The sequence below is a fragment of the Desulfoluna sp. CLI2B genome (assembly GCF_056847375.1).
This window is the reverse complement of sequence record NZ_CP186557.1, coordinates 378,515-399,673: the sequence shown is the minus strand read 5'-3', so window position 1 is coordinate 399,673 and position 21,159 is coordinate 378,515. Positions and strand designations below refer to the sequence as shown.

Genomic DNA, 21,159 nt, shown 5'->3' with positions numbered 1-21,159 from the left:
GGACCGTCGGGCGCAAAAATGCGCCTCGATCGATAAATCCTAACATTCATAACAGGTCCAGAGACGCATGACAAGGGCAATCCAACCAGCCATCAAAAAACCCCGGCATCGGCCAGCGAGAACCCAACAGATGTAAAGGAAGACCGCCCCTCCAGAACACTCGGACCGGAAAAATGACGCCGCGCCTGCGGCATGGGAAGAAAAAAAGACAACTGCCCAAAATTTAAACTTTGCGGGACGACAAAAAAAACCTCCCTGGAAAGCATGACAAACAGACCTTAGCCAAGCGTTTCCATACCCCGCCGAAACAACGCCGACACCCTCAAAGCCGCACAGAGACATCAAGCCTTGCGACGAGCACGCACCGCCCTGTTGTTGCCTGCGTAGTCATCAAAAAAGCGAATGGAATCAAAAATCCCTTCTACTTCAAGGAGCCCGCGAACCGCCTCGCGCTGATCCCAGCCCATCTCAAGGAGAAGCCATCCGCCGGGCTTCAGGTGCGTTCGACACCCGGAGATAATCAGGGAGAGATCCCGCAAACCGTCGGCATCGCCGTCCAGGGCCAGGCGAGGCTCGAAAACCGCCACTTCCGGTTCCAGCAGGTCGATATCCGCCGTGGGAATATAAGGAGGATTGGAGACCACCACATCAAACAGCGGAGCCTCGGCAAAGGGAGCGAACCAGACACCCTGAATAAAGGAAACGCGACCTTCCAGCTCGTTACGCCGGGCATTTTCCCGCGCCACACCAAGAGCCGTTGTGGAACGGTCCGTTGCCAAAACCATGTGCTCGGGACACGCCTTGGCAAGGGAAAGAGCAATGGCACCGGACCCTGTCCCCAGATCCACAACGCGCTGCACTCCCTTATCCCCACCCTGCAAAACCTCCAGAGTCGCTTCCACCAGGGTTTCGGTATCGGGCCGAGGCACCAGCACCCCGGGGGCGACCGTCAAATCGAGATCCCAGAACCCGGTCTCACCCATGATATAGGCAATGGGCTCCCGCTCCAGCCGCCTCCGGACAAGAATTTCGTACCCCTTCTTCAGCGACGCTGAAGCAGGGTCGTCTTTTCTCAACAAAAGACCGGCACGCCCCACCTTGAGGTGATGCATCATCAAAAGGTCTGCGGCAAGCTTCGGGGCATCCACCCCGGCATCTTCAAAAAGACAGGCAGCCTCCGCCAGCACCTGGGCGATGGTGACGGAGGTTTCAAACAGATAATCAGAGGGTTTGTTCATTTTGGAGGGCCTGGGCCTGGGCGTGGGTTCTAAGGGATGCGATGATCTCTTCGATATCCCCTTCCATAATGGCATCCAGTCGGTAGAGGGTCAGCCCGATGCGATGATCGGTCATGCGCCCCTGGGGAAAGTTGTAGGTACGGATACGCTCACTGCGGTCCCCGCTGCCGATCTGGCCTTTCCTGGCGGCGGAACGTTCGGCTTCCGTCTCCTGGATCATCTTATCCAGAATACGGGACCGAAGCACCTTCATGGCCTTGTCCTTGTTCTTGTGCTGGGTTCATCCTGACAGGATGCTGTAATACCTGGGAAGGTGCGTAATACGGACCGCGGAGTCCGTGGTGTTGACGCTCTGACCGCCGGGGCCGGAGGATCTGAAAATATCGATACGCAGTTCATTGGGCTCGATCTTCAGCTCCACATCTTCCGCCTCGGGAAGCACCGCCACGGTCACGGCAGAGGTATGGATACGCCCCTGGGTCTCCGTAGCGGGAACGCGCTGAACCCTGTGAACCCCGCTCTCATACTTGAACGAGCTATAGGCGCCCTTGCCGTTCACCTGAAAGACGACTTCCTTGTAGCCGCCCACATCGGATCCGTGGGAGTCCATGACCTCCACACCCCAACCCCGGCCTTCGGCATATCGGGTGTACATCTTGAACAGATCCCCGGCAAACAGTGAGGACTCGTCCCCGCCGGTACCGGCGCGAAGCTCCACGATGACACTCTTCTCATCCAGAGGATCCTTGGGAACCAGGAGGTACAATCTTTTCCTCCATCTCCTCCACCTGAGCTTCCAGGGGGCCGATCTCTTCTGCGGCCATCTCTTTCATATCGGGATCGTCGTCGTTGAGAAGCTCCCGGGCTTCCTCAAGCTCAGCCACAACCTTCTTGTACCGACGATACGCTTCCACCAGCTTGGTGATCTCACCGTGTTCTTTGATGTACTTCTGATACTGAACCCGATCGCTGACCACAGCGGGATCGCTGAGAAGCTGCTCCAGTTTTATGAACCGGTCTTCCACACCTTCGAGTTTACCAAACATTATCTTGCCTGCCCCATTACCCCTTTGTCATGCGCCACCGGCACACAAAGAGAAGTGTTCGCACCGTCGTTGCCCGGACCCGCCGTCCGGACGACAAAAAGGGAAATCGTAAAAACCGATTCCCCTTCTTCTCCCAAGCCATACGGTCTTGATTTCGTCGCGATACTTACTTGCCAACCTTGCTGGCATCGAAGTTTGCGAATTTCTTACGGAAACGATCGATACGACCAGCCGTATCCACAAGCTTCTGCTTACCGGTGAAGAACGGATGGCAGCTTGAGCAGATTTCCACCTTGATCTCTTCGCGGGTAGAACCCACGGTCATGACGTTGCCGCATGCGCAGGTGGCAGTGGCTGCTTTGTATTCGGGATGAATGCCCTTTTTCATGAGGTAAAACTCCTTAAAAGATAAATATATGAAAACATACCACCTGAGGGGAACCCCGAAGGGCCGCCTTACGCTGCCGATGATAGGCAGCGGTGGTATCATGAATTCATGGAATCAAGAAACTCCATATTATCCTTAGTTCCACTAATCTTGTCAAGCAAAAAGCCCATGCTGTCCACGGTGTTGAGGGATGCCAAGAGCTTGCGCAGGATCCAGATCCTGTCGAGCTGGCCCTTCTCAACGAGAAGCTCCTCTTTTCGGGTACCGGACTTTTTGATGTCAATGGCAGGGAACATGCGGCGATCAGCCAACTTGCGATCAAGAACCAGCTCCATGTTGCCGGTTCCTTTGAATTCCTCGAAGATCACCTCGTCCATGCGGCTGCCTGTATCGATAAGCGCCGTGGCGATGATGGTAAGGCTGCCGCCCTCTTCCACGTTTCGGGCCGCGCCGAAGAAACGCTTGGGACGGTGCAGGGCGTTGGAGTCCACACCACCGGAGAGGATCTTGCCCGACGGAGGCATCACCGAGTTGTAGGCACGGGCCAGACGGGTGATACTGTCCAGAAGGATCACGACATCTTTTTTGTGCTCCACAAGGCGCTTGGCCTTCTCGATGACCATCTCAGCCACCTGAACGTGACGTTCGGCGGGCTCGTCAAAGGTAGAGCTGATGACTTCAGCCTTGACGGAGCGAGCCATGTCGGTCACTTCCTCGGGCCGTTCGTCAATAAGAAGGATAAAGGGAACAATATTGGGATGACTCTTGATCATGCTGTTGGCGATGGTCTGCAGGATCATGGTTTTACCGGAACGGGGAGGGGAGACGATGAGCCCCCTCTGGCCAAAGCCGATGGGAGCCATGAGCTCGATGATGCGGGTGGAGTAGTTGTCCTTGTCATTCTCCAGCTGAACCTTTACTTCGGGGTAAAGGGGCGTGAGGTTGTCAAAGAAGATCTTTTCACGCGCCACATCGGGGTCTTCATAGTTGACCGCCTGCACCTTCAGGAGGGCGAAGTAGCGCTCAGACTCCTTGGGCTGGCGAATCTGACCGGAAACCGTGTCCCCGGTCTTGAGGTTGAATCTGCGAATCTGAGAAGGGGAAACGTAGATATCATCGGGCCCGGGCAGGTAGTTGCAATCCGGAGACCGAAGAAAACCGAACCCGTCGGGAAGCACCTCCAGGGTACCCTCCCCGTAAATCTGACCCTCCCGCTCAATCTGGGCCTGGAGCAGCATAAAAATGAGCTCCTGCTTGGGAAGACCGCCGGCGCCCTCTATATTGAGACTCCGCGCCATCTTGGCCAGCTCTTCAATCCGCATCGCTTTCAATTCAACAATGTTCATCAACAGTTTCCCCACATGTTTATATGCTCATCCAGAACAACAATCAGCGTCGTCCCAATCCGTATTGATTCGGTGCAATAATACCCACTCCTTCCGTATTACCCGCAATGGAAAACATAAAAAGGCCCCTTCGGAAGGCACATCGTGCCACACAGGTCACCTGTGAGGCCGGGATGTGTTACAGATTTTTTACCATGATTTCTGTAAGGTGAGTGTCTGTTCTGCAGGTCCTATAAGGATCATGACGTTGGTAATAACAAAAAGAGCGGTTTTATTGGTTAGATACAATCCCGCGCGCGGCATGTCAAGGACTTATAAATGGGCACCTCATTTTTTTACAATTTTTTCAAACACCTTATAAAATGCCCCTTTCAATTCAGAAAGCCCCCGCATATTTTCAATCACCAGATCAGCCCGATCCCGCTTGTCGCCATCGGGCAACTGAAGATCCAGAAGCCGCATGGCCTCCGCTTCGGCAACGCCATCCCGCTCCATCAACCGGGCGCACTGGGTGGCGCGATCCACCCCCACATGGAGGGTCACATCAAACATGGCCTCAAGGTTCAATTCGAAAAGCAGGGGCACCTCGCACACAGCCATCACCGCCCCCGACGCCTCTTCCCTTTCAAGAAACACCTTCATCAGGCGAATGACCTCGGGCTGCACAATGGACTCCAAAACGCGGCGCGCCTCAGGGTCGGAAATCAACTGCCGCCTCAACGCGGGGCGATCCAGGCCGCCGTCCTCCCCGACCACACCGTCACCAAACCAGGCCACCACCGCATCAAACCCCGGACTTCCCGGACTCACGGCTTCCCGCGCCAGCTCATCGGCAATGGACACCGCCACACCCTTTTCCCTGAACAGGCGACATACCGTCGTTTTTCCGGAGGCAGCCCCCCCGGTCAACCCAACCTTGACCATCCCCGCATCATCCTTCCACCCGGCGCCAGCGCGTCGGGCCATCAATCAGAGCCCCAAAGGCGCCCCAATACGTCAAAAAAAAAACTCGCAACACCCCACACCACAGGGAACTCTCTGCGCAACACCACACCCAGGACGTCATTGAAAATTCGCCCTGAATCAGCCCCCATCCTCCCATACAATGTATCCCTCCCCTTGACAAGCCACCTACATTCTATTACTTAAACTTTTTTGATGATTATGTAAAAAATAATCGAAGAATGGATTCCTCAATCAGGCTCGGCCGCCAAAAGGCGTTGCCGTTTTCCAAACCATTGGCTAATAATTCGTACCGGCCAGGCGAGGAACCCCTTCTTTGCACCCCGCACGGACCAAAGGAGACAGGGCCGCGAAGCAACGACTCTGTCCACCCAAAATTGTATATGGTTATCGTTTACCCCTTTAACTGAAGCGATTTTCTACTAAATACGTATTTCGGCCCCAACGGAAGCGGAAAAGGCACCCAGGGATCCATCCTCAAGGACAAGTACAATGCTGCCCACATCGAGTCCGGCGCCATCTTCCGCGAGAACATCAAGGGCGGTACCGAACTCGGCAAAAAAGCAAAAAGCTACATCGACGCCGGTGACCTCGTACCCGATGACATCACCATCCCCATGATCCTTGATCGCCTCAAGCAGGACGACTGCGCCAACGGCTGGCTCCTGGACGGGTTCCCCAGAAACAAGGTGCAGGCCGAAAAACTCGATGAATCCCTCAAGGCCGCCGGCATGGAACTCAACTACGTGGTTGAAATTGTCCTGGACCGAGAGATTGCCAAGCTCCGCATCACCGGCCGACGCCTCTGCGAAAACGACCCCAACCATCCCAACAACATCGGCATCGAAGCCATCAAGCCCAATGGCGACAAATGCCGCGTCTGCGGCGGGGCCCTCACCTCCCGCGCCGACGACCAGGATGACGCAGCCATCGACAAACGCCACTCCATCTACTACAACGAAGTGGACGGCACCCTGGCTGCGGCCTACTACTTCAAAGATGTTGCCGCCAAGAGCGATGCCACCAAGTACATCACCCTGGCCGGTGAAAAAGACATGAAGTCCGTCACCGACGAACTCATCTCCAAGCTGTAGGATACGCAAACGGCCCAGGGCCGAGGCTTTCCGACAGCAAGATACCGAAAAGGTGATGGCCGGATTTTTTTCTTGCCATCACCTTTTTTTTGTTTTATCCTTACAGGAGTTTACTTTTTAATAGTATACAGACTAACCATCACGCCGAACGCAAGAGATCACCGGCCTCTGATGTTGAGAAAGGGGCGATATATTTGAAGGAAATCGAAGTTAAAGTACTCGATAACGATCTCGAAAAAGCCATGCGTATTCTGAAGAAAAAAATTCAGAACGACGGCCTTTTCAAGCGGCTGAAGCTCAAGAAGAGCTACGAAAAGCCGAGCGAATTCCGACGCCGCAAGCAGCGCGAAGCGCAGCGTCGACAGAGGATTGCCAGTGCCCGCAACCGCTAAGGCCTGACAGTTTCCTGTATCGCTATCGATTCTTTTTCAAAAGGCCCGGCTTAGGCATTTTCTGCATTTAGCCGGGTTTTTTGTATTGGCAGACCACCAACATCTTCAGAGTAACATCCACCATGACAATGCAATCCGACTACGAGCGCTGTCTCGACACCATGTACAAACTCGGCCGCTTCGGCATCATCCTGGGCCTGGACACCATGAAAGGGATCCTTGAACGCCTGGACAACCCGGAGAAAAAATTCACCGTCATCCATGTGGCGGGCACCAACGGCAAGGGTTCCGTGGCGTCTTATCTATCTCGGATCCTGACCCTTTCCGGCTACCGTACCGGCCTGTATGCGTTACTTCCTGCCGCCTTTCGTCCGGTTCAACGAACGCATCGTGGTGGACGGCGAGATGGTCACCGATGCAGACGTTGTGGCCAGCTACAACCGGGTGGAAGCCGCCAATGTCGGAGAACGCTCCGGTACCTTCTTTGAGCTGACCACGGCCATGGCCTTTGATCTCTTCGCCGAAAAAGGGGTGGAGGTGGCCATCATCGAAACGGGCATGGGCGGCCGCCTGGACGCCACCAACATCGTCACCCCGGCCCTGTCGGTCATCACCAACGTCTCTCTGGAGCACAAGGACCACCTGGGCGACACCATCGCCAAAATTGCCTACGAAAAAGCAGGGATCATCAAGCAGGGCATCCCCGCCATCGTGGGCGTGCGTCAGGCCAGCGCCATCGGCGTGGTGGAAGAGACCGCCCGGGAGCTGGACGCCCCCGTGATCCGCCTGGGCCGGGACATCCACACCCGACGCTCCGACAAGGGCTTCAGCTGCCGTTGCAGCGGCATCTCCATCAGCGACCTCACCACCTCCCTGCTCGGCAGGCACCAGGTGGATAACGCCGCCCTTGCCGTGGCAGCCTGTGCCACCTTGAGAAAAGGGGACACATTCCGCATCGCCGACGAGACCATTCGCCAGGGCCTGGCCACCACCCCCTGGCCCGGACGCCTCGAGCGGGTCGCCGGCAACCCGGAGACCATCATTGACGGGGCGCACAACCCTGCAGCCATAAAAGTCCTCGTCCAGTACCTTGAAGACGAGCAGCGGGGCCGGGACATCACCCTGGTCACAGGCATCCTCGACGACAAAGCCTATCCCAAGATGTTTGCCAACCTGCTGCCCTTCTGCAGGCGCGTCATCCTCGTCAAGGCCAAGACCGACCGAAGCATCGACCCGGAAGCCATGCGGGCCGCTGCGTCCAAATACGTCCGCGACGTCTCGGTTATCCCCGACATCGCGCAGGCCATCCAGTCCGCCCGCTCCACAGCCCGGCAGGACGAACTGGTCCTCGTGGCCGGATCCCTCTACGTGGCCGGAGAAGCCCGGGCCGCTCTTACGAGCCGGTAAGCCTTACCAAGGCCGAGCCTGAACGCCTGCTTCTCGCACCAAACCAAAAAAGGACACCCCGCCTGGGGGTGTCCTTTTTTTTATGACTGCCATGCGCGCCTTCTAAAGGAACAGAGAAACAAGGCAGGTAACTTCGCTTCGCTCACGAGCCGGAGGCCGCATCGTACGCTGCCCGGACCAGGGAATCGGGGACCTCAAGGAGAGAGGCGATGCGCTGCAACAGGGCCGCCTGACCGGACACATACCCCATTGCCTGGGCCGCACGATGGGCCGACTCAAGGAGCATCCGTTTCTCGGCGTTGGCAAGATACGGAGCGATACGCTTCAGACGCTCTCCCAGTGCATCGGGGTCGGCTTCATAACGACGCGTCTCCCGAGCCATGGCATCGGCATCCATAACAACCCCAGTCACGTCCTCAATGAACTGAGAGTCAACGGCTCCTTTCGAGCAGTTCCCCTCCCCATGGGCATCCATCATCGCCAGCACCACAGCCAAAAGCGCGGGCTTCAACCCGTCACGGGTCACCGTGGGGCTATGGGCTGTCACATTCCGGTCAAAGACCCCGCCGCACCGAAGGCAGCGCACCAGGCCGGCATCTTCGGAACGTGTGCGCACAGGCACCCCCAGCAGCCGGATCACCGTAAGGGTTTCCATTGACTGACACTCTGAGGTCTGGCGGCATCCCGGGCAGTAAAACTCACCCAGGGGCGTATACCTGTATCCTGTGCTGCGCCCAAACAAGCCCATCACCTGCGTCGCCTCCCTTTACCGGCCTCTACCCCGGTTCGCTTCAAGAGCTCGGCCACCTCCCCTTCCGAGAGATGGCGCCACTGTCCGGGCTTCAACTGCCCAAGCCGGATATTGGCCATGCGTACCCGCTTCAGGGTCACCACCTCATGGCCCACGCTTTGCGCCATGCGCCGGATCTGGCGATTCTTACCCTCTTTGAGCACAATGGTGTAACGGTCCCTGTCCTCCCGGCGGATCCTGCAGGGCCGGGTCATGCCTTCTTTCAGGCGTATCCCCTTTTCCATGCGGGACAGCTCCGAGGACGAAATCTCGGTTGACACCCGCACCCGGTACTCTTTTTCATGGTCAAAGGAGGGGTGGGAGAGCCGGTGGTGAATCCTGCCGTCGTTGGTGAGGATAAGGAGCCCCGACGAATCCCGGTCCAGCCGCCCCACGGGAAACACCCGCTCCGGCACGTCCACCAGGTCCGTCACCACCCTGGCATCCCCATGGTTGCAGGAGGTGATCACCCCCACGGGCTTGTGCAGGGCAAGGTAGACCCGTTTTTCTTCGGTGCGAACCGCCTGGCCCTTCACGCAGACCCGGTCCTTTGCCGGATCCACCCGGGACCCCAGCTCCGTCACCACCCGGTCGTTCACGGTCACTGCCCCCTCCTTGATCAGGGTTTCGGCAGCCCGCCTGGAACAGACCCCTGCATGGGCCAGGTATTTCTGGAGGCGCACCCCCTCAATTTCAGTCACAACCCCTTCTCCTTCCAAAGAGCGGTTGAATCCGCTCCGTTTCTTCTATATACCTATGGCGATCACCGGGCCGCTTTGCGGCCCAAAAAATCGGGGCCGCGCCTTGACTGCGGCGCGCCCCTTACCCTATGTACAGGAAACCTCTGAAATGTTCAATCAAACCGACACCCACGGTGAGTGCCCCGAATGCGGAAGCCCCCTTGAGGTGCAGCGGTCCTGAACCCGCGTCACCTTTCGTTGCAGGTCCTGCAACACAAGCTATCGCCCCGAACGGCTCAAGGAACTCATCGACGAAGCCTTTGAACGGAAAATGGCCTGCGTGCCCATCAACCGCATCTGATATGGAAACCACCTTCAAACTGACCATCGGATACCACGGAACGCCCTACGCCGGCTGGCAGATCCAACCCGACCAGCCCACGGTGCAGGAGGCGATCCAAAAGGCCCTGACGCGCATGGTCACCCGACCCGTCACCGTCATCGCCTCAGGTCGCACGGACGCCGGCGTCCATGCCGTGGCCCAGGTGGCCCATTTCAAGGCAGACACCGCCATATCCGCTGAAAAGTTCCAGGACGCCCTCAACAGCATGCTCCCGGAGACCATCACCATTCACGCATGCGAAAAGGTAGACGATTCCTTCCACGCCCGGTTCAACGCCCGGCGCAAGCGCTACACCTACCGCATCATCAATCGCCCGGTGGCCCCGGCCGTAAGCGCCGACACCTTCTGGCACATCCGGAATCCGCTGGATATACCGGCCATGCAGCAGGCGGCAGCATGCCTTGCGGGCACCCATGATTTCAAAGCCTTCGAAGGCACAGGAAGCCCCCGGGCCACCACCGTGCGCACCCTCTTTGAGGCCTGCGTCCACGACCACGGCCAGGGGCTTATCACCATCACCTTCTGCGGCAGCGGGTTTTTAAAATTCATGGTGCGGAACCTGGTGGGCACCCTGGTGGATGTGGGACTCTCCCGCACCACCCCGGACAGATTCAGGGAAATCCTTGCATCCTGCAACAGACAACACGCCGGTGCCACCGCCCCTTCCCGGGGCCTGTTCCTCGTATCCGTGGCGTATGAAGACACGCCCCACACACCGAGAGAGTTCACCGACTCCCCCCTCTACCCCGCCGGCCTCTGGCTCGGCCCCTGTTAGGAGAACCATTCATGACAACACATATCAAAGGGGTCGTCTTCGACCTGGACGGCACCCTCATCGACTCCCTGGAAGAGATCGCCACCGCCACCAACCGCACCCTGGAGGCCTTCGGCTACCCCACCCACCCCGAAGACGCCTTCAAGTACTTTGCAGGCCACGGGGCTAGGGTCCTGGTGGAGCGGGCCGCCCCCAAAGAGGTCACAGCCGACCCCGACAAATTCGAGCCCCTGCTGGAGCGTTTCCTCTCGGTCTACCACAAGCTCACCGGCACCATCGCCCATCCCTACGACGGGATCCCCGAGCTCCTCACCGCCCTTGCGGATAAAGGCATCAAACTCTTTGTCCTCACCAACAAGCCCCACGAATCCGCCGGGGAGTGCGTCGCCGACATCATGCCCCACTGGACCTTTGATCAGGTCCTGGGCGCCCGGGAAAGCGTCCCCAGAAAGCCCGACCCCGCAGGGGCCCTGGAGATCCTTGAGACCACCGGCATCAAAGGCGAAGAGATGCTCTACCTGGGCGACACCGCCGTGGACATGAAAACCGCCGTGGGCGCCGGCATGGTCCCTGTGGGCGTCCTCTGGGGCTTCCGCGAGCAAAAAGAGCTCGAAGAGAGCGGCGCCAAGCACCTCATCAACCACCCCCTGGAGCTGCTCGACCTGCTGTAAGACAAAAGCGATGCCTCCGGCGGCCAGGGGCTAAGCCCCTGGACCCCAGGTTCGCGAATGCTCTTTCGCCTTCGTGCCTCAGGCTCATCACATTCACTGACGGGCTGACGCCCGTGGCTTACAAATAAAGAAGGGAGATCACGTCACAGCGACGTGATCTCCCTTTTTTTTATCCGTCACCCAACGTTTTCCCACGGGCGCAGCCCGTACGCGAATGCGACGCGGGCGAGGAACGAGCCCAAGGAGCATTCGCAATCCCCAGGGGCTTTAGCCCCTGGTGGTTTCTCCGTCTGCCTGGGCGGTTGTCGTGGCAATGGCGGGCCGCGCGACGATCCAGCATGCCGATGAGGATGCCCGCGTCATGCTCCTGCACCACGGGCAGGCTGTCGATATTCTTCTGAGTAAACTTCTGGAGCACCGCGTTTAAATCTTCGGACGGGGTGGTGGTGATAATCTCGGTGGTGGCGATGTCCCGCATCACAATGAGGTGCTCCACCTCTTGAAGAAAAATCACACTCCGGATGTCTGTGGACGAAAAGATGCCCACCAGGCGCTCTTCTTTGTTCATCACGGGAAAGTAGTGCTGCTTGGTCTCCGAAAAGAACCGCTTGAAGGCAAGAAAGCCCATCTCTTCATGGACGTGGGGCACCTGCTTTACCGCAGGCATGAGGTCCTTTACCCGAAGCTTCTGGAGAATATCCACCATGAACTCACCGGCATGGGCCGGGGAATCCACCTTGGTCTTCACCTGATTTTCAAAGATGGTGAACTTCTGGCCCATGAGAAAACAGATGGAGCAGACCATGAGACTCGGCAGCAGGAGATGGTACGAGTTGGTCATCTCGCTGACGAAGATAATGGTGGAGATGGGGGTGTTGGAGACAGCCGTAAAAAAACCGGCCATGCCCACGATGATAAAGGCCCCGGGGGCCGTGACAACACCCGGCATGATCTGGTGAAAAATCTGGCCCACCACGCCGCCCATGGCCCCGCCGATGACCACCGACGGACCGAAGACCCCGCCGCTACCCCCGGATCCGATGGAAAAGGAGGTGGTGAAGATCTTGCCGATGGCAAGGGTGAGCAGCATGGTGATGGGCAGCCCCGTGGTGAGGGCTGTCTGGATAAACCCGTAGCCGAAGGCCAGGGTATGGGAAAAGAAAAACCCGATGATGCCCGTGCAGAGCCCGCCCATGGCAGGCTTCAGGTGGTTGGGCACCCCGGTGAGGTTCTTGAACACCTTTTCCGTGCCGTAGAACACCTTCACGTAAAACCAGCCCGTGGCCACCAGCACCCCGGCCAGGACCAGGTAGGGCCCGAGCTCCAGGGGGTTTCGGAAGAGAAAATCCGGGGACTCAAAGAGCGACCCCCAGCCATAAACCAGGCAGTAGACGCAGTAGGCCACCACCGAGGAGATCCCCGCAGGAATAATCACATCGGACTCGAACTCAGGGTCCCGGTAGAGCACCTCCGAAGCAAACAGAGCCCCTGCCAGGGGCGCACGGAAGATACTCCCCACCCCTGCACCGATGCCCGCGGCCATCATGATGCGGCGTTCCCGGTCCGACAGATTTAAACGCGTGGCCAGAAAGGAGGCAAAGCCCGCCCCGATCTGGGCGATGGGGCCTTCCCGGCCACCGGACCCACCCGTGGTCAGGGTGATGGTGGAGGCAATGGTTTTGATGATGGGCACCCGGCTCCGGATGAAGCCGCCCTTGTTGTGGTAGGCGTCGATGGCTGCATCGGTGCCGTGGCCTTCGGCCTCCGGGGCAAAGGTGTAGACCAGCCAGCCGCTGACGAGACCGCCCAGGGCGGGAAGAAACAGGAGGATCCACCGATTGAAAGGACGGGTGGTGGGTTCGAGGAGATGGTGCTCTCCGGCGGGAGGCGTGGGACGGTACCCTGCCATGAAATCCATAAAATAGTGGATTCCCAGCTGGCACAGGTAGTGAAAAAGGACAGATCCGCACCCGGCAATGAGGCCAATGATCAAAAAGTAGGAAAACCACTTGCCGGCGTTGTAGATCCCTTTCCGACCCCGTGCGCCTTTGGTCAACAAGACCATATAAACTCCAATGGGCAATCACATGTGCCGCCCCGCACAGCAGAGAGTCTGCAGGGCACTTAAAAGCCCGGGCCGGACGCGAGGTCAGGCCCGGGTGCAACAAACGAACCGGTTAGCCCGCCAGGTCCTGGACACCTTTGTAAATGGTGTCGAAGAGCTCGCGAACGTCCTCGATCTCAATGCAGGAGAACGCCACACGCAGGTCGGTGGCCCCCAGGGAGATGAGGCCAACCCCGTAGGTATCCAGGAGATGGAGTCTCAGGGTTTCGGCATCGGTATTTTTAAGACGGATGCACATGAAGTAGCCCGAGTTAAAGGGGTAGACGCTCCAGGCGTCGGCGTACTTCGCATCGCGGGACACCTCGGCCACCTTGTTGGCGCGGGCCTTGAGGATCTCGCCCTTGGCGTCCTTGGACTCGGCGTAGCCTTCGGTCTGCATGGCCTTCAGGACAATGGACTGGCTCAGGTGCGAGGCGTTGGAGACGCTGCCGCGAACCGCACCGGCGGTTTTCCTCTCCAGGGCGTCGTAGACGCCGGCCTGGTTGTCGCAGGCGGGAATGCCGTAGGTGAGAAAGCCCACGCGAAGGCCCCAGACATAATCTTCCTTGGTGGCCCCGTCCATCTTGATGGCCATGAGGCGCTCGTGGCGACCGCTGATGAGGGAGAAGATGGACTCCTTGAGGACGTCTTCTTCGTAGAACAGACCAAAGTAGGCGTCGTCGGTGACGGCGATGACGTTGGTCCCGCCCTTGGCCACCTCTTCGAGGATGTCTGCGATCCTGGCTGCCTCGGCATTGGTCACCGTATACCCGGTGGGGTTCTGGGGAAAGTTGAGGAGCACGATGATCTTGTCGCGAGCCGCCGCCTCTTCCTTCACCTTGGCCTCAAAGGCGGCCAGGTCAAAGCCGCCGGCTTCGGTAAAGAGGTTGTACTTGGACAAGGTGGCGCCTTTGCGAACCGAGAGGATCAGGTTGTAGTTGCCCCACATCATGTCCGGCAGGATCACCGCGTCGCCGGGGTCGACCCAGACATCGGCCATGACGCTGATGGCCTGGGTGATGCCGCAGGTCACAACGGGCAGGCTCACCTCTGCACCGTCAAGGGAGGGGTTCTTCTCGTACATCGCTTCTTTCCAGGCGGCGCGGAGTCCGGGGATACCGAATGAGGGGGCGTAGGTCAGGCTGTTTTCCGGTGCCAGCCCCTCGGTCACCTTCGCCCATGACGGACGGAAGACGCATGATGCCGCCCTCTTCCTTGGCAATGCCGATGGTGGCGTTGATCCGGTGCGCTTTTTGTTTTGCTTCAGCGGACTGGCTCAAGATCCCTTTAGGAAAAAAGAGATTTTTACCAACCTCTGACAACATCTCCATCAGATAACCATTACCCTGGGCGATTTCCTCATTCAGCTGTCTGGCGATTTCGTTCATGGATCAGGCTCCTTCAAATCTGTGTCGGTTCGACACTTCCGATGTGGGCCAGCCACATCTTCATCATATACGTGTCATGCGGCAAGGTGCCGCCCCTATTCTCCAGGCAATAACCAAAAGATAAAAAAACCCCCGTCGTTGTACCACAAAGGTGAAAAGGCGGGGGCTTTTGAATCGTCCGAAAAGGCGCATCTATGATCGGCTCTGCATCGACTCGATACGCTATCTTCCCCCACGCTTTGAAGCTTTGATGGGGTTGATCTTCTGCTTCTTCTCAACGATCACGTTCTTCACGTGGGTGGCAAGGTTGCAGTTGCCGTTTTTCCAGCGTGCATCGGGATCGGGTGCAGACGTGCAGTATTTTTCGGAGGCGAACTCACCGATGCGGCCGCAGCCTTCGCACTTTTCGATAATGGGTTTGCAGACGCCGCCCTCGTAGGAGCAACCGCTTTTGGTCATGAAAGGGCAATCGCTGCCGTTTCGAACTGTTGTACAAATCATTGGATATACTCTCCATATCACAGATTTTGGCCCTGGGGCCGACTCATGGTATCTCAATAGATCAAAATTAAACCAAATATTTATAAAAGAACTCAGCCCCATTTGTCAAATTCAAATTCATGGGGGCTTTTAAAAAAAGGCACCGCCCCTGCCCCTGCGCCGATGCTTGTTCCCCGGCACCATCCGGTGCCCCGGATGGCTGAGGCAGCCGGAAAAGGGGGACGCACACGGGCACCTCCCCATGGCTCCGCGCGGCTTTTTCCCTTGATCTTTGGCCCGTTTGATGCCACTTACGAAAGTAAGGTGATGAGCCGACCTTTCGCAAGGCCCACACAAAACCACAACATCATGGACACACGGTCCATATGTGTCCATGGTGCATTCCATACATACAGACCATCTTGAAGGACAACACCATGAATCGAATCCAACAGGCCGCCGAGGTTATCCGCACCGAAGCCGATGCCCTCCTCAACCTGACCAAGGTCACTCACAATTTCGACAAAGCCGTAACCGCCATCCTGGAAAGCCAGGGGCGCGTCATCATTACCGGTATCGGCAAATCCGGCCTCATCGGACGAAAAATCGCCGCCACCTTGAGCAGCACCGGAACCCGCGCTGTCTTCATGCACCCGGTGGAAGCCATGCACGGCGACCTCGGCATGGTCTCCCCCAAGGATGTGGTGCTGGCCATCTCCAACAGCGGCGAAACCATCGAGCTCAACCACCTGCTGCCCAGCATAAAAGCCCTTGGCTGCCCGGTGGTGGCTTTCACGGGCAACCCCAAATCTACCCTGGGGCAGCACGCGGACCTGGTCATTGATACGGTGTGGAAGGAGGCCTGTCCCCTGGGCCTGGCACCCACCTCCAGCACCACGGCCCAGCTTGCCATGGGCGACGCTCTCCTGCGCCGATCATGCTCAAAGCTCAAGCCCGACGACTTCAAAAAGTTCCACCCCGGGGCGCCCTGGGTCAGCGGCTCTCCCTGCAGGTCTCCGAGATGATGGTCACCGGCGAGATGGTGCCCCTGGTGGCGGCCTCCGCCTCCATTGGCGACGCCCTGGCCGCCCTGGACGCCCGTCGCCTGGGTGCCGTGTTTATCACCGATGAAAAGGGCCTGCTCTTAGGGCTGCTCTCCGACGGGGATGTTCGCCACCTCATGGCAGCAGAGGACTTCGACCCCACCCGCCCCGTCTCCGAGGTGATGACCCGGTCCCCCCGGTCCGTGGCCATCAATGCCCCGGCCTACGACGCCCTCAACATGATGGAAGCACACCAGATCACGGTCCTGCCCGCCACCGACGACCAGGGCAGGGTCAAAGGCCTGCTCCACCTCCACGACATCCTCGGAAAAGGGGCGTTTCAGTTCAACGGCAACTGATCCACTCTCCTTTTTGACCGGGCGCAAAAAAGGGACGCCCGCGGTTCACCCGAAAAATCCGTTGATCCGGCATCGGATCATGACAGATACCCGACGCCCCCGTATCCCTACCCGGATGCGGGGGCACATCGCAACGCCATGATGGGAGTGATTATGAGATTCGAACACATCGACACCACCATCCAGACCCTTGGTGAAGCCAAGATCCCCTCCCCCCTCCTGCAACCGAATAACGGTGAATGCGGGGCCTATTTCGTGGACGACGACGAGCGGATCCTCCTGCACGTCAACGAAAAGCATGTGGCCCAACTCAAAGCCGACGACATCCCCGCCCCCCGCCTTTGAATCAGCCGGGCCCCGTCGCAAAAATCCAAGTTGACCCCAGCAGTTCGACTACGCTCGGCGACCTGCGGCGGCCTCTGCCCCGGCCTCAACGACATCATCCGGTCCGTGGTTTTGGAGCTCTACCACCGCTACGGCGTGAAGCACATCTGCGGAATCCGGCACGGCCTCCAGGGGTTCATCCCCAAATACGGGCACAGCACCGTGGACCTCTCCCCGGAGACTGTCACCAACATTCTGGACAGCGGCGGGTCTATTTTGGGGTCCTCACGGGGAGACCAGGACATCGAAGAGGTGGTGGACAGCCTGGAGCGCATGCACATCGGCATCCTCTTCATGGTCGGCGGCGACGGCACCCTGGCCGCCGCGTCCAAGATCTCGGAGGCCATCACCAAGCGCGGCCTGAAAATCAGCGTCATCGGCATCCCCAAGACCATCGACAACGACGTCTATCTCGTGGCCCGCTCCTTTGGCTTCGACACGGCCGTGGACATCGCCACCCAGGCCATCAGCGGAGCCCACAACGAGGCAGAGGCCTACCCCAACGGCATCGGCCTCATCAAGCTCATGGGAAGGGAATCCGGCTTTCTCGCCGCCACGGCTGCCCTGGCGCGCCAGGACGTCAACTTCGTGCTCATCCCCGAGGTTCCCTTTGACCTGGACGGCCCCAACGGCTTCCTGGAAAACCTGGAAAAACGGGTCACCCTTCGCGGCCACGCCGTGGTGGTGGTGGCCGAAGGCGCAGGCCAGGAGTTCTTTGAAGGGCGCAAAAAAATGCACGACGCGTCCGGCAACGTCAAGCTTTACGACATTGGCCTGCTCATCAAGAGCAAGATCATGGCCTACTTCAAGGAGAAGGGTATCCCCGTCAGCCTGAAGTACATCGACCCCAGCTACATCATCCGGAGCCTTCCGGCCAACGCCAACGATCACGTCTTCTGCAGCTTTCTCGGGCGCGACGCGGTCCACGCCGGCATGGCGGGCAAAACCAAGATGGTGGTGAGCCACTGGAACAACCACTTTGTCCATGTGCCCATGGACGAGGTGATCACCCAGCGCAAAAAAGTGGACCCCGACGGAAAGCTGGGCTTAGTGCTGGAGGCCATGGGGGCGCTCTCAAGAACCCCGCCCCGGAAAAGGCATAAAAAACGCTTCCGCGGGTCGACTTGGTAAAACAAGCCTCGCAAAAACGTTTCCAATTAAACGGTGACGCGTCCAAAATGATTCTCGGAAACAGCGTGGCGGCACAGCCATTTTATAAGGTGGTGAAGCGCCGACGCACCCCGCCCCCTATAGCTTATAGCCTATGACCTTTTTCCTATGGCCTGCCTCTTACCTCCCCACTTCCACAAACCGCCGCCTCGAGCCCTTCAGAAGGGTCAGGGCCTTGTCTGCATCGCCGGTTCCGTCAAAGGAGGTGGTTCCGGTGACCCCGGGATAGGCGTTCACCGCCAGAAGGGCATCACGGACCGCACCACGGGATGCCGGTGCCGAGTCCAGGAGGATATTCAACATCAAGAAGCACAGAGTCAAAGGCCACGGCCTCGATGTAATCGGGGGTTCGCCCATAGGCGCCTTTAAAGGCCCTTACAAAGCCCTTGACCTTCGGGTCGCGGCTCCGCGCGTAAAAACCGTCGGGGATGATGCTGTTCCCAAGATGGCCGGACACCCCTTTTCTCAGGGCTGTGTTGTGCCAGAGGTTCGTACCCAGGGTGTACACACCCCCTAAATCGTGGAAGGCCAGCTGGGGCAGGATCATCTCAAGATTCTTCCGTCCGTCGGGAATAAAGATCGCCTCAAAGTCCACCACCTGGCCCGAACCTTTGGCATCCTCGGGCAGCACACGCCCCCAGGCCTGCATGCCCGTGGGAACCTGGGGCTTGGCGTACCAGAGCCCGGTCAGCTTCTTGATGGCCCGTGAAAAGTCCACGGTACCGGCCGCGTAGGCCTCCACCCAACTCCTCCCCAAGTGTCTCCACCTCATCCCAGAACAGGTTCATGAAATCCCGGCCATAGGGTTCATCGGGATAGAGGATCACAAAATCGTTTAAGCCCAGCACCTCAAAGGCGTAGGAGACCACGGAGCGAACCTGCATCCTGGGGGTTATGAAGTTCCGGAAAACAAAGTCGCCGGAGGCGGTGATCCCCTCTTTGCCCGTCATGGTCATGAGGGGAATCCCCCTGAGCTGGGCTTCGGCCGCGGCGCTCTCCACGTTGCCCACCGGACCGATGATGGCTGCGGCCCCTGCCTCCACCAGCTCACGAACGGCCTGGCGCGTCGTCTCGTCATCTGAGCCCGTATCCCGGAAAATCAACTGGGCATCCCGATACCTTTCGTCAGCGGCCATGGACTGGAAGGCAAGCTCAATCCCCTCCCGTGCCTGGCGCCCGTACTCGGCATACCGGCCCGTAAAGGGCAACAGGCATCCCAGCACCCTGGGGTTAAAATGGGTCTGACTGAGGGCCTCCCGAAAGGCCACCACCTCATCACGCACCGGGTGAACCGCGTAAAGGCTCAGAAACTCCACCGCCCCCCGGAGGGCCTCGTCACCCTGCCCGTCCTCGACCAGGGCCCGCATGCGCCTCAGAAGCAGGTACCCCCTTTTCTCCTTGTCGTGGACCCGCGAAAGCATCTCCAGGGATTCCGAAAGGGTCAGGTTGGCCACAGTCTGCCGGAGACGGACCGTCACCCCCCTGCGCTCTGCAGGATGGGCCAGTTCGCACGCCTTGAAATAGGCGCCCACGGCGTCCACAGTATCCCCCAGGGCCAGGTAGGCATCCCCCATGACGGCGTATTTTCGCATCAGATAATCGGATGGAGAGAGGGTATCTGGAATGGCCGCACCCTTTGCATCACCCCTGGGCCTCCGGCGATAGGAAAGAATCATGGACTCCACCAGAGCCACAGGCACAAGGGGGCTCTCAGGATATGCCTCAGCCACCCGGGCCAGTGCGACGTCGGCCTTGCCGTAGGCACCGGTAAGGCCGTAGATCATCCCCTGCTTCAACAGGGCTGCAGCGGCCACATGGCTGTCGGGATAACGGCCCACCACGTCGGCATACATCTCCAGCGCCTGGTCGTATCGCCGTGCGCCAAAGGCCTCTTCCGCACGGACAAAAAGCTGCTCATCTTCCGGCAGGACCCGCTCAGGGCCGTACCCCCTTTGCCCGCAACCGACCAAACACAGAATAAGCACCAGCAAAAGCAGTGCCCGGGCCCCTTTTTTTATCAACGGGTTCTTTATCGCCATACCCTTTGGCCATCCTTAATATAGTGGGTTGTCATGCAAGGAACGATTCCACAGCCGCAAAAAGACCTTCGGTATCCCCGGGGTCCAGCCAGATCATGTCGGGTCGGCCGAAGCCAAGGGCCAGCTGCCGCTTGGCACTGCTCGCGTGTCCCGCTTCAGGAGCCTGACAGTCTCCTCCCAGGGCACGCCATCCTCCAGGTGCTCCACCATGTGCCGGTACCCGATGGACCCCATGGACTTCAGGCCCCGGTGGTAGCCACGGGCAAGGAGCCCTTTGACCTCGTCCAGAAGGCCCTCGGCCACCATGAGGTCCACGCGCCGGTTGATGCGGTCGTACAGGGTCTCCCGGTCCGAAAAGAGACAGACCTTGAGGGCATCGTAGCGGGCCTGTGCAAAGGCGTGCTCTGCGTGGTGGGCGCTGAAGGGCTTGCCCGTGGCCTCGAAAACAGAGAGGGCTCGAACAATGCGCAACGGATCGTTTTCGCTTATTTTCTCAGCATACGCCGGGTCCACCTGAACCAATCGGGCGTAAAGGGGGGCAAGCCCCGAGGCCTCCACCTCGGCCGTAAGCCTCTCGGTAATGACGGGATCCGACGGGATCGCCTCGGAGAGCCCGTGAACCAGGGCTTTCACATAAAGGCCGGTGCCGCCGGCCACCACGGGCAGCACCCCGCCATCGCACAGGGCGTCGATCACCCCATCGGCCTGGGCCGCAAAAAGGGCGGCGTCGTAAGGTTCATCAGGGTCCACCACGTCAATCATGTGATGAACGGCAAGACGCTGCTCCTCTTCGGTGGGTTTGGCCGTGCCGATGTCCATTTGCCGATAAACCTGCATGGAATCCGCCCCGACCACTTCCCCTGAAAACCGTCTGCAAACCTCTATGGCCGCAGAGGTTTTTCCTACACCGGTGGGTCCACATATCACAACAATTTTTCTATTCATACCAGTAAATAATGTAAACAAGCCTAAACGGATTCACGCCGGTTTCTCCCGTTG

23 protein-coding genes and 3 pseudogenes are annotated in these 21,159 nt (G+C 58.7%); 11 read left to right on the top strand and 15 right to left on the bottom strand.

Annotated features, from left to right (window positions below):
* Nucleotides 1-341: 341 nt before the first annotated feature.
* The 6 genes and pseudogenes from prmC to coaE form a co-directional block, all read right to left on the bottom strand.
* Nucleotides 342-1,238, bottom strand: a complete 897-nt coding sequence (prmC, locus tag ACOYW2_RS01975) for a peptide chain release factor N(5)-glutamine methyltransferase (protein ID WP_482769210.1) — start codon at nt 1,236-1,238, stop codon at nt 342-344.
* Nucleotides 1,222-1,956 (bottom strand): annotated as a pseudogene (prfA, locus tag ACOYW2_RS01970) (peptide chain release factor 1). The gene prmC and the pseudogene prfA overlap by 17 nt, the downstream one beginning before the upstream one ends.
* Nucleotides 1,957-1,969: 13 nt before the next feature.
* Nucleotides 1,970-2,284, bottom strand: coding sequence for a PCRF domain-containing protein (locus ACOYW2_RS01965; protein WP_482769209.1), 315 nt, complete (start codon nt 2,282-2,284; stop codon nt 1,970-1,972).
* A 166-nt stretch (nt 2,285-2,450) separates the two neighbouring features.
* On the bottom strand, nt 2,451-2,672 hold the full coding sequence (gene rpmE / locus ACOYW2_RS01960; protein ID WP_180136895.1) for a 50S ribosomal protein L31: 222 nt from the start codon (nt 2,670-2,672) through the stop codon (nt 2,451-2,453).
* 98 nt (nt 2,673-2,770) lie between these two features.
* Complete coding sequence (rho, locus tag ACOYW2_RS01955; protein ID WP_180136896.1) at nt 2,771-4,018, bottom strand: transcription termination factor Rho; 1,248 nt, start codon at nt 4,016-4,018, stop codon at nt 2,771-2,773.
* Nucleotides 4,019-4,345: 327 nt separating this feature from the next.
* Nucleotides 4,346-4,984, bottom strand: coding sequence for a dephospho-CoA kinase (coaE, locus tag ACOYW2_RS01950; RefSeq protein ID WP_482769208.1), 639 nt, complete (start codon nt 4,982-4,984; stop codon nt 4,346-4,348).
* A 428-nt stretch (nt 4,985-5,412) separates the two neighbouring features.
* Here coaE and ACOYW2_RS01945 point away from each other — a divergent pair.
* The 4 genes and pseudogenes from ACOYW2_RS01945 to ACOYW2_RS01930 form a co-directional block, all read left to right on the top strand.
* A pseudogene (locus ACOYW2_RS01945) lies at nt 5,413-6,075 on the top strand (adenylate kinase); the annotation flags it as partial.
* Between the two features lie 194 nt (nt 6,076-6,269).
* Entirely contained in the window at nt 6,270-6,467 is a 198-nt protein-coding gene (rpsU, locus tag ACOYW2_RS01940; protein WP_092207517.1) for a 30S ribosomal protein S21, read from the top strand.
* A gap of 122 nt (nt 6,468-6,589) precedes the next feature.
* Complete coding sequence (locus ACOYW2_RS01935; protein WP_482421479.1) at nt 6,590-6,955, top strand: hypothetical protein; 366 nt, start codon at nt 6,590-6,592, stop codon at nt 6,953-6,955.
* Complete coding sequence (locus ACOYW2_RS01930; RefSeq protein ID WP_482769207.1) at nt 6,873-7,874, top strand: bifunctional folylpolyglutamate synthase/dihydrofolate synthase; 1,002 nt, start codon at nt 6,873-6,875, stop codon at nt 7,872-7,874. Before ACOYW2_RS01935 ends, ACOYW2_RS01930 begins: the two co-directional genes overlap by 83 nt.
* Nucleotides 7,875-8,016: 142 nt before the next feature.
* Here the strand turns inward: ACOYW2_RS01930 and ACOYW2_RS01925 are convergent, their stop codons facing one another.
* Both ACOYW2_RS01925 and ACOYW2_RS01920 read right to left on the bottom strand, forming a co-directional pair.
* Entirely contained in the window at nt 8,017-8,625 is a 609-nt protein-coding gene (locus ACOYW2_RS01925; RefSeq protein WP_482769206.1) for a hypothetical protein, read from the bottom strand.
* Nucleotides 8,622-9,365, bottom strand: a complete 744-nt coding sequence (locus ACOYW2_RS01920) for a pseudouridine synthase (RefSeq protein ID WP_482421476.1) — start codon at nt 9,363-9,365, stop codon at nt 8,622-8,624. The genes ACOYW2_RS01925 and ACOYW2_RS01920 overlap by 4 nt, the downstream gene beginning before the upstream one ends.
* Before the next feature lie 232 nt (nt 9,366-9,597).
* Between ACOYW2_RS01920 and ACOYW2_RS01915 the strand changes: the two are divergent.
* From ACOYW2_RS01915 to ACOYW2_RS01905, 3 genes and pseudogenes are all read left to right on the top strand, one after another.
* Nucleotides 9,598-9,705: pseudogene (locus ACOYW2_RS01915) on the top strand (dual CXXC motif small (seleno)protein); the annotation flags it as partial.
* 1 nt (nt 9,706) lies between these two features.
* Nucleotides 9,707-10,522, top strand: coding sequence for a tRNA pseudouridine(38-40) synthase TruA (gene truA, locus ACOYW2_RS01910; RefSeq protein WP_482769205.1), 816 nt, complete (start codon nt 9,707-9,709; stop codon nt 10,520-10,522).
* A gap of 11 nt (nt 10,523-10,533) precedes the next feature.
* Entirely contained in the window at nt 10,534-11,193 is a 660-nt protein-coding gene (locus ACOYW2_RS01905; RefSeq protein WP_482769204.1) for an HAD family hydrolase, read from the top strand.
* 169 nt (nt 11,194-11,362) lie between these two features.
* Here ACOYW2_RS01905 and ACOYW2_RS01900 read toward each other — a convergent pair whose 3' ends face one another.
* From ACOYW2_RS01900 to ACOYW2_RS01885, 4 genes are all read right to left on the bottom strand, one after another.
* Entirely contained in the window at nt 11,363-13,258 is a 1,896-nt protein-coding gene (locus tag ACOYW2_RS01900; protein WP_482769203.1) for a chloride channel protein, read from the bottom strand.
* 112 nt (nt 13,259-13,370) lie between these two features.
* Complete coding sequence (locus tag ACOYW2_RS01895; protein ID WP_482769202.1) at nt 13,371-14,468, bottom strand: aminotransferase class I/II-fold pyridoxal phosphate-dependent enzyme; 1,098 nt, start codon at nt 14,466-14,468, stop codon at nt 13,371-13,373.
* Nucleotides 14,356-14,685: a hypothetical protein gene (locus ACOYW2_RS01890; RefSeq protein WP_482769201.1), complete on the bottom strand. Its 330-nt coding sequence runs from the start codon at nt 14,683-14,685 to the stop codon at nt 14,356-14,358. The genes ACOYW2_RS01895 and ACOYW2_RS01890 overlap by 113 nt, the downstream gene beginning before the upstream one ends.
* A gap of 222 nt (nt 14,686-14,907) precedes the next feature.
* Nucleotides 14,908-15,186 carry a PxxKW family cysteine-rich protein gene (locus tag ACOYW2_RS01885; protein WP_180136904.1) on the bottom strand — a complete coding sequence of 93 codons (279 nt, stop codon included), beginning with the start codon at nt 15,184-15,186 and terminating at the stop codon, nt 14,908-14,910.
* A gap of 416 nt (nt 15,187-15,602) precedes the next feature.
* On the opposite strand from ACOYW2_RS01885, the gene ACOYW2_RS01880 reads away from it, so the two are divergent.
* The 4 genes from ACOYW2_RS01880 (at nt 15,603) to ACOYW2_RS01865 (ending at nt 18,082) form a co-directional block, all read left to right on the top strand.
* A complete protein-coding gene (locus tag ACOYW2_RS01880) occupies nt 15,603-16,190 on the top strand; it encodes a KpsF/GutQ family sugar-phosphate isomerase (protein ID WP_482769200.1) in 588 nt (195 codons plus the stop codon).
* Nucleotides 16,187-16,567, top strand: a complete 381-nt coding sequence (locus tag ACOYW2_RS01875; protein ID WP_482769199.1) for a CBS domain-containing protein — start codon at nt 16,187-16,189, stop codon at nt 16,565-16,567. Before ACOYW2_RS01880 ends, ACOYW2_RS01875 begins: the two co-directional genes overlap by 4 nt.
* A 153-nt stretch (nt 16,568-16,720) precedes the next feature.
* Entirely contained in the window at nt 16,721-16,912 is a 192-nt protein-coding gene (locus ACOYW2_RS01870) for a hypothetical protein (protein ID WP_482769198.1), read from the top strand.
* A gap of 30 nt (nt 16,913-16,942) precedes the next feature.
* Complete coding sequence (locus tag ACOYW2_RS01865; protein ID WP_482769197.1) at nt 16,943-18,082, top strand: ATP-dependent 6-phosphofructokinase; 1,140 nt, start codon at nt 16,943-16,945, stop codon at nt 18,080-18,082.
* 289 nt (nt 18,083-18,371) lie between these two features.
* On the opposite strand, the gene ACOYW2_RS01860 is transcribed toward ACOYW2_RS01865, so the two are convergent.
* The 3 genes from ACOYW2_RS01860 to miaA form a co-directional block, all read right to left on the bottom strand.
* Nucleotides 18,372-18,752: a hypothetical protein gene (locus ACOYW2_RS01860; protein ID WP_482769196.1), complete on the bottom strand. Its 381-nt coding sequence runs from the start codon at nt 18,750-18,752 to the stop codon at nt 18,372-18,374.
* Nucleotides 18,706-20,160, bottom strand: a complete 1,455-nt coding sequence (locus ACOYW2_RS01855) for an ABC transporter substrate-binding protein (protein WP_482769195.1) — start codon at nt 20,158-20,160, stop codon at nt 18,706-18,708. Before ACOYW2_RS01855 ends, ACOYW2_RS01860 begins: the two co-directional genes overlap by 47 nt.
* 93 nt (nt 20,161-20,253) lie before the next feature.
* Nucleotides 20,254-21,105 carry a tRNA (adenosine(37)-N6)-dimethylallyltransferase MiaA gene (gene miaA, locus ACOYW2_RS01850; RefSeq protein ID WP_482769194.1) on the bottom strand — a complete coding sequence of 284 codons (852 nt, stop codon included), beginning with the start codon at nt 21,103-21,105 and terminating at the stop codon, nt 20,254-20,256.
* Nucleotides 21,106-21,159: the final 54 nt, after the last annotated feature.

What these genes read in the sequence shown, in the direction of transcription:
- prmC (WP_482769210.1), bottom strand. Translation starts at nt 1,238, where the DNA reads ATGAACAAACCCTCTGATTATCTGTTTGAAACCTCCGTCACCATCGCC.
- ACOYW2_RS01965 (WP_482769209.1), bottom strand. Translation starts at nt 2,284, where the DNA reads ATGTTTGGTAAACTCGAAGGTGTGGAAGACCGGTTCATAAAACTGGAG.
- rpmE (WP_180136895.1), bottom strand. Translation starts at nt 2,672, where the DNA reads ATGAAAAAGGGCATTCATCCCGAATACAAAGCAGCCACTGCCACCTGC.
- rho (WP_180136896.1), bottom strand. Translation starts at nt 4,018, where the DNA reads ATGAACATTGTTGAATTGAAAGCGATGCGGATTGAAGAGCTGGCCAAG.
- coaE (WP_482769208.1), bottom strand. Translation starts at nt 4,984, where the DNA reads ATGGCCCGACGCGCTGGCGCCGGGTGGAAGGATGATGCGGGGATGGTC.
- ACOYW2_RS01935 (WP_482421479.1), top strand. Translation starts at nt 6,590, where the DNA reads ATGACAATGCAATCCGACTACGAGCGCTGTCTCGACACCATGTACAAA.
- ACOYW2_RS01930 (WP_482769207.1), top strand. Translation starts at nt 6,873, where the DNA reads ATGGTCACCGATGCAGACGTTGTGGCCAGCTACAACCGGGTGGAAGCC.
- truA (WP_482769205.1), top strand. Translation starts at nt 9,707, where the DNA reads ATGGAAACCACCTTCAAACTGACCATCGGATACCACGGAACGCCCTAC.
- ACOYW2_RS01905 (WP_482769204.1), top strand. Translation starts at nt 10,534, where the DNA reads ATGACAACACATATCAAAGGGGTCGTCTTCGACCTGGACGGCACCCTC.
- ACOYW2_RS01900 (WP_482769203.1), bottom strand. Translation starts at nt 13,258, where the DNA reads ATGGTCTTGTTGACCAAAGGCGCACGGGGTCGGAAAGGGATCTACAAC.
- ACOYW2_RS01890 (WP_482769201.1), bottom strand. Translation starts at nt 14,685, where the DNA reads ATGAACGAAATCGCCAGACAGCTGAATGAGGAAATCGCCCAGGGTAAT.
- ACOYW2_RS01885 (WP_180136904.1), bottom strand. Translation starts at nt 15,186, where the DNA reads ATGATTTGTACAACAGTTCGAAACGGCAGCGATTGCCCTTTCATGACC.
- ACOYW2_RS01880 (WP_482769200.1), top strand. Translation starts at nt 15,603, where the DNA reads ATGAATCGAATCCAACAGGCCGCCGAGGTTATCCGCACCGAAGCCGAT.
- ACOYW2_RS01875 (WP_482769199.1), top strand. Translation starts at nt 16,187, where the DNA reads ATGATGGTCACCGGCGAGATGGTGCCCCTGGTGGCGGCCTCCGCCTCC.
- ACOYW2_RS01870 (WP_482769198.1), top strand. Translation starts at nt 16,721, where the DNA reads ATGAGATTCGAACACATCGACACCACCATCCAGACCCTTGGTGAAGCC.
- ACOYW2_RS01855 (WP_482769195.1), bottom strand. Translation starts at nt 20,160, where the DNA reads ATGGCGATAAAGAACCCGTTGATAAAAAAAGGGGCCCGGGCACTGCTT.
- miaA (WP_482769194.1), bottom strand. Translation starts at nt 21,105, where the DNA reads ATGAATAGAAAAATTGTTGTGATATGTGGACCCACCGGTGTAGGAAAA.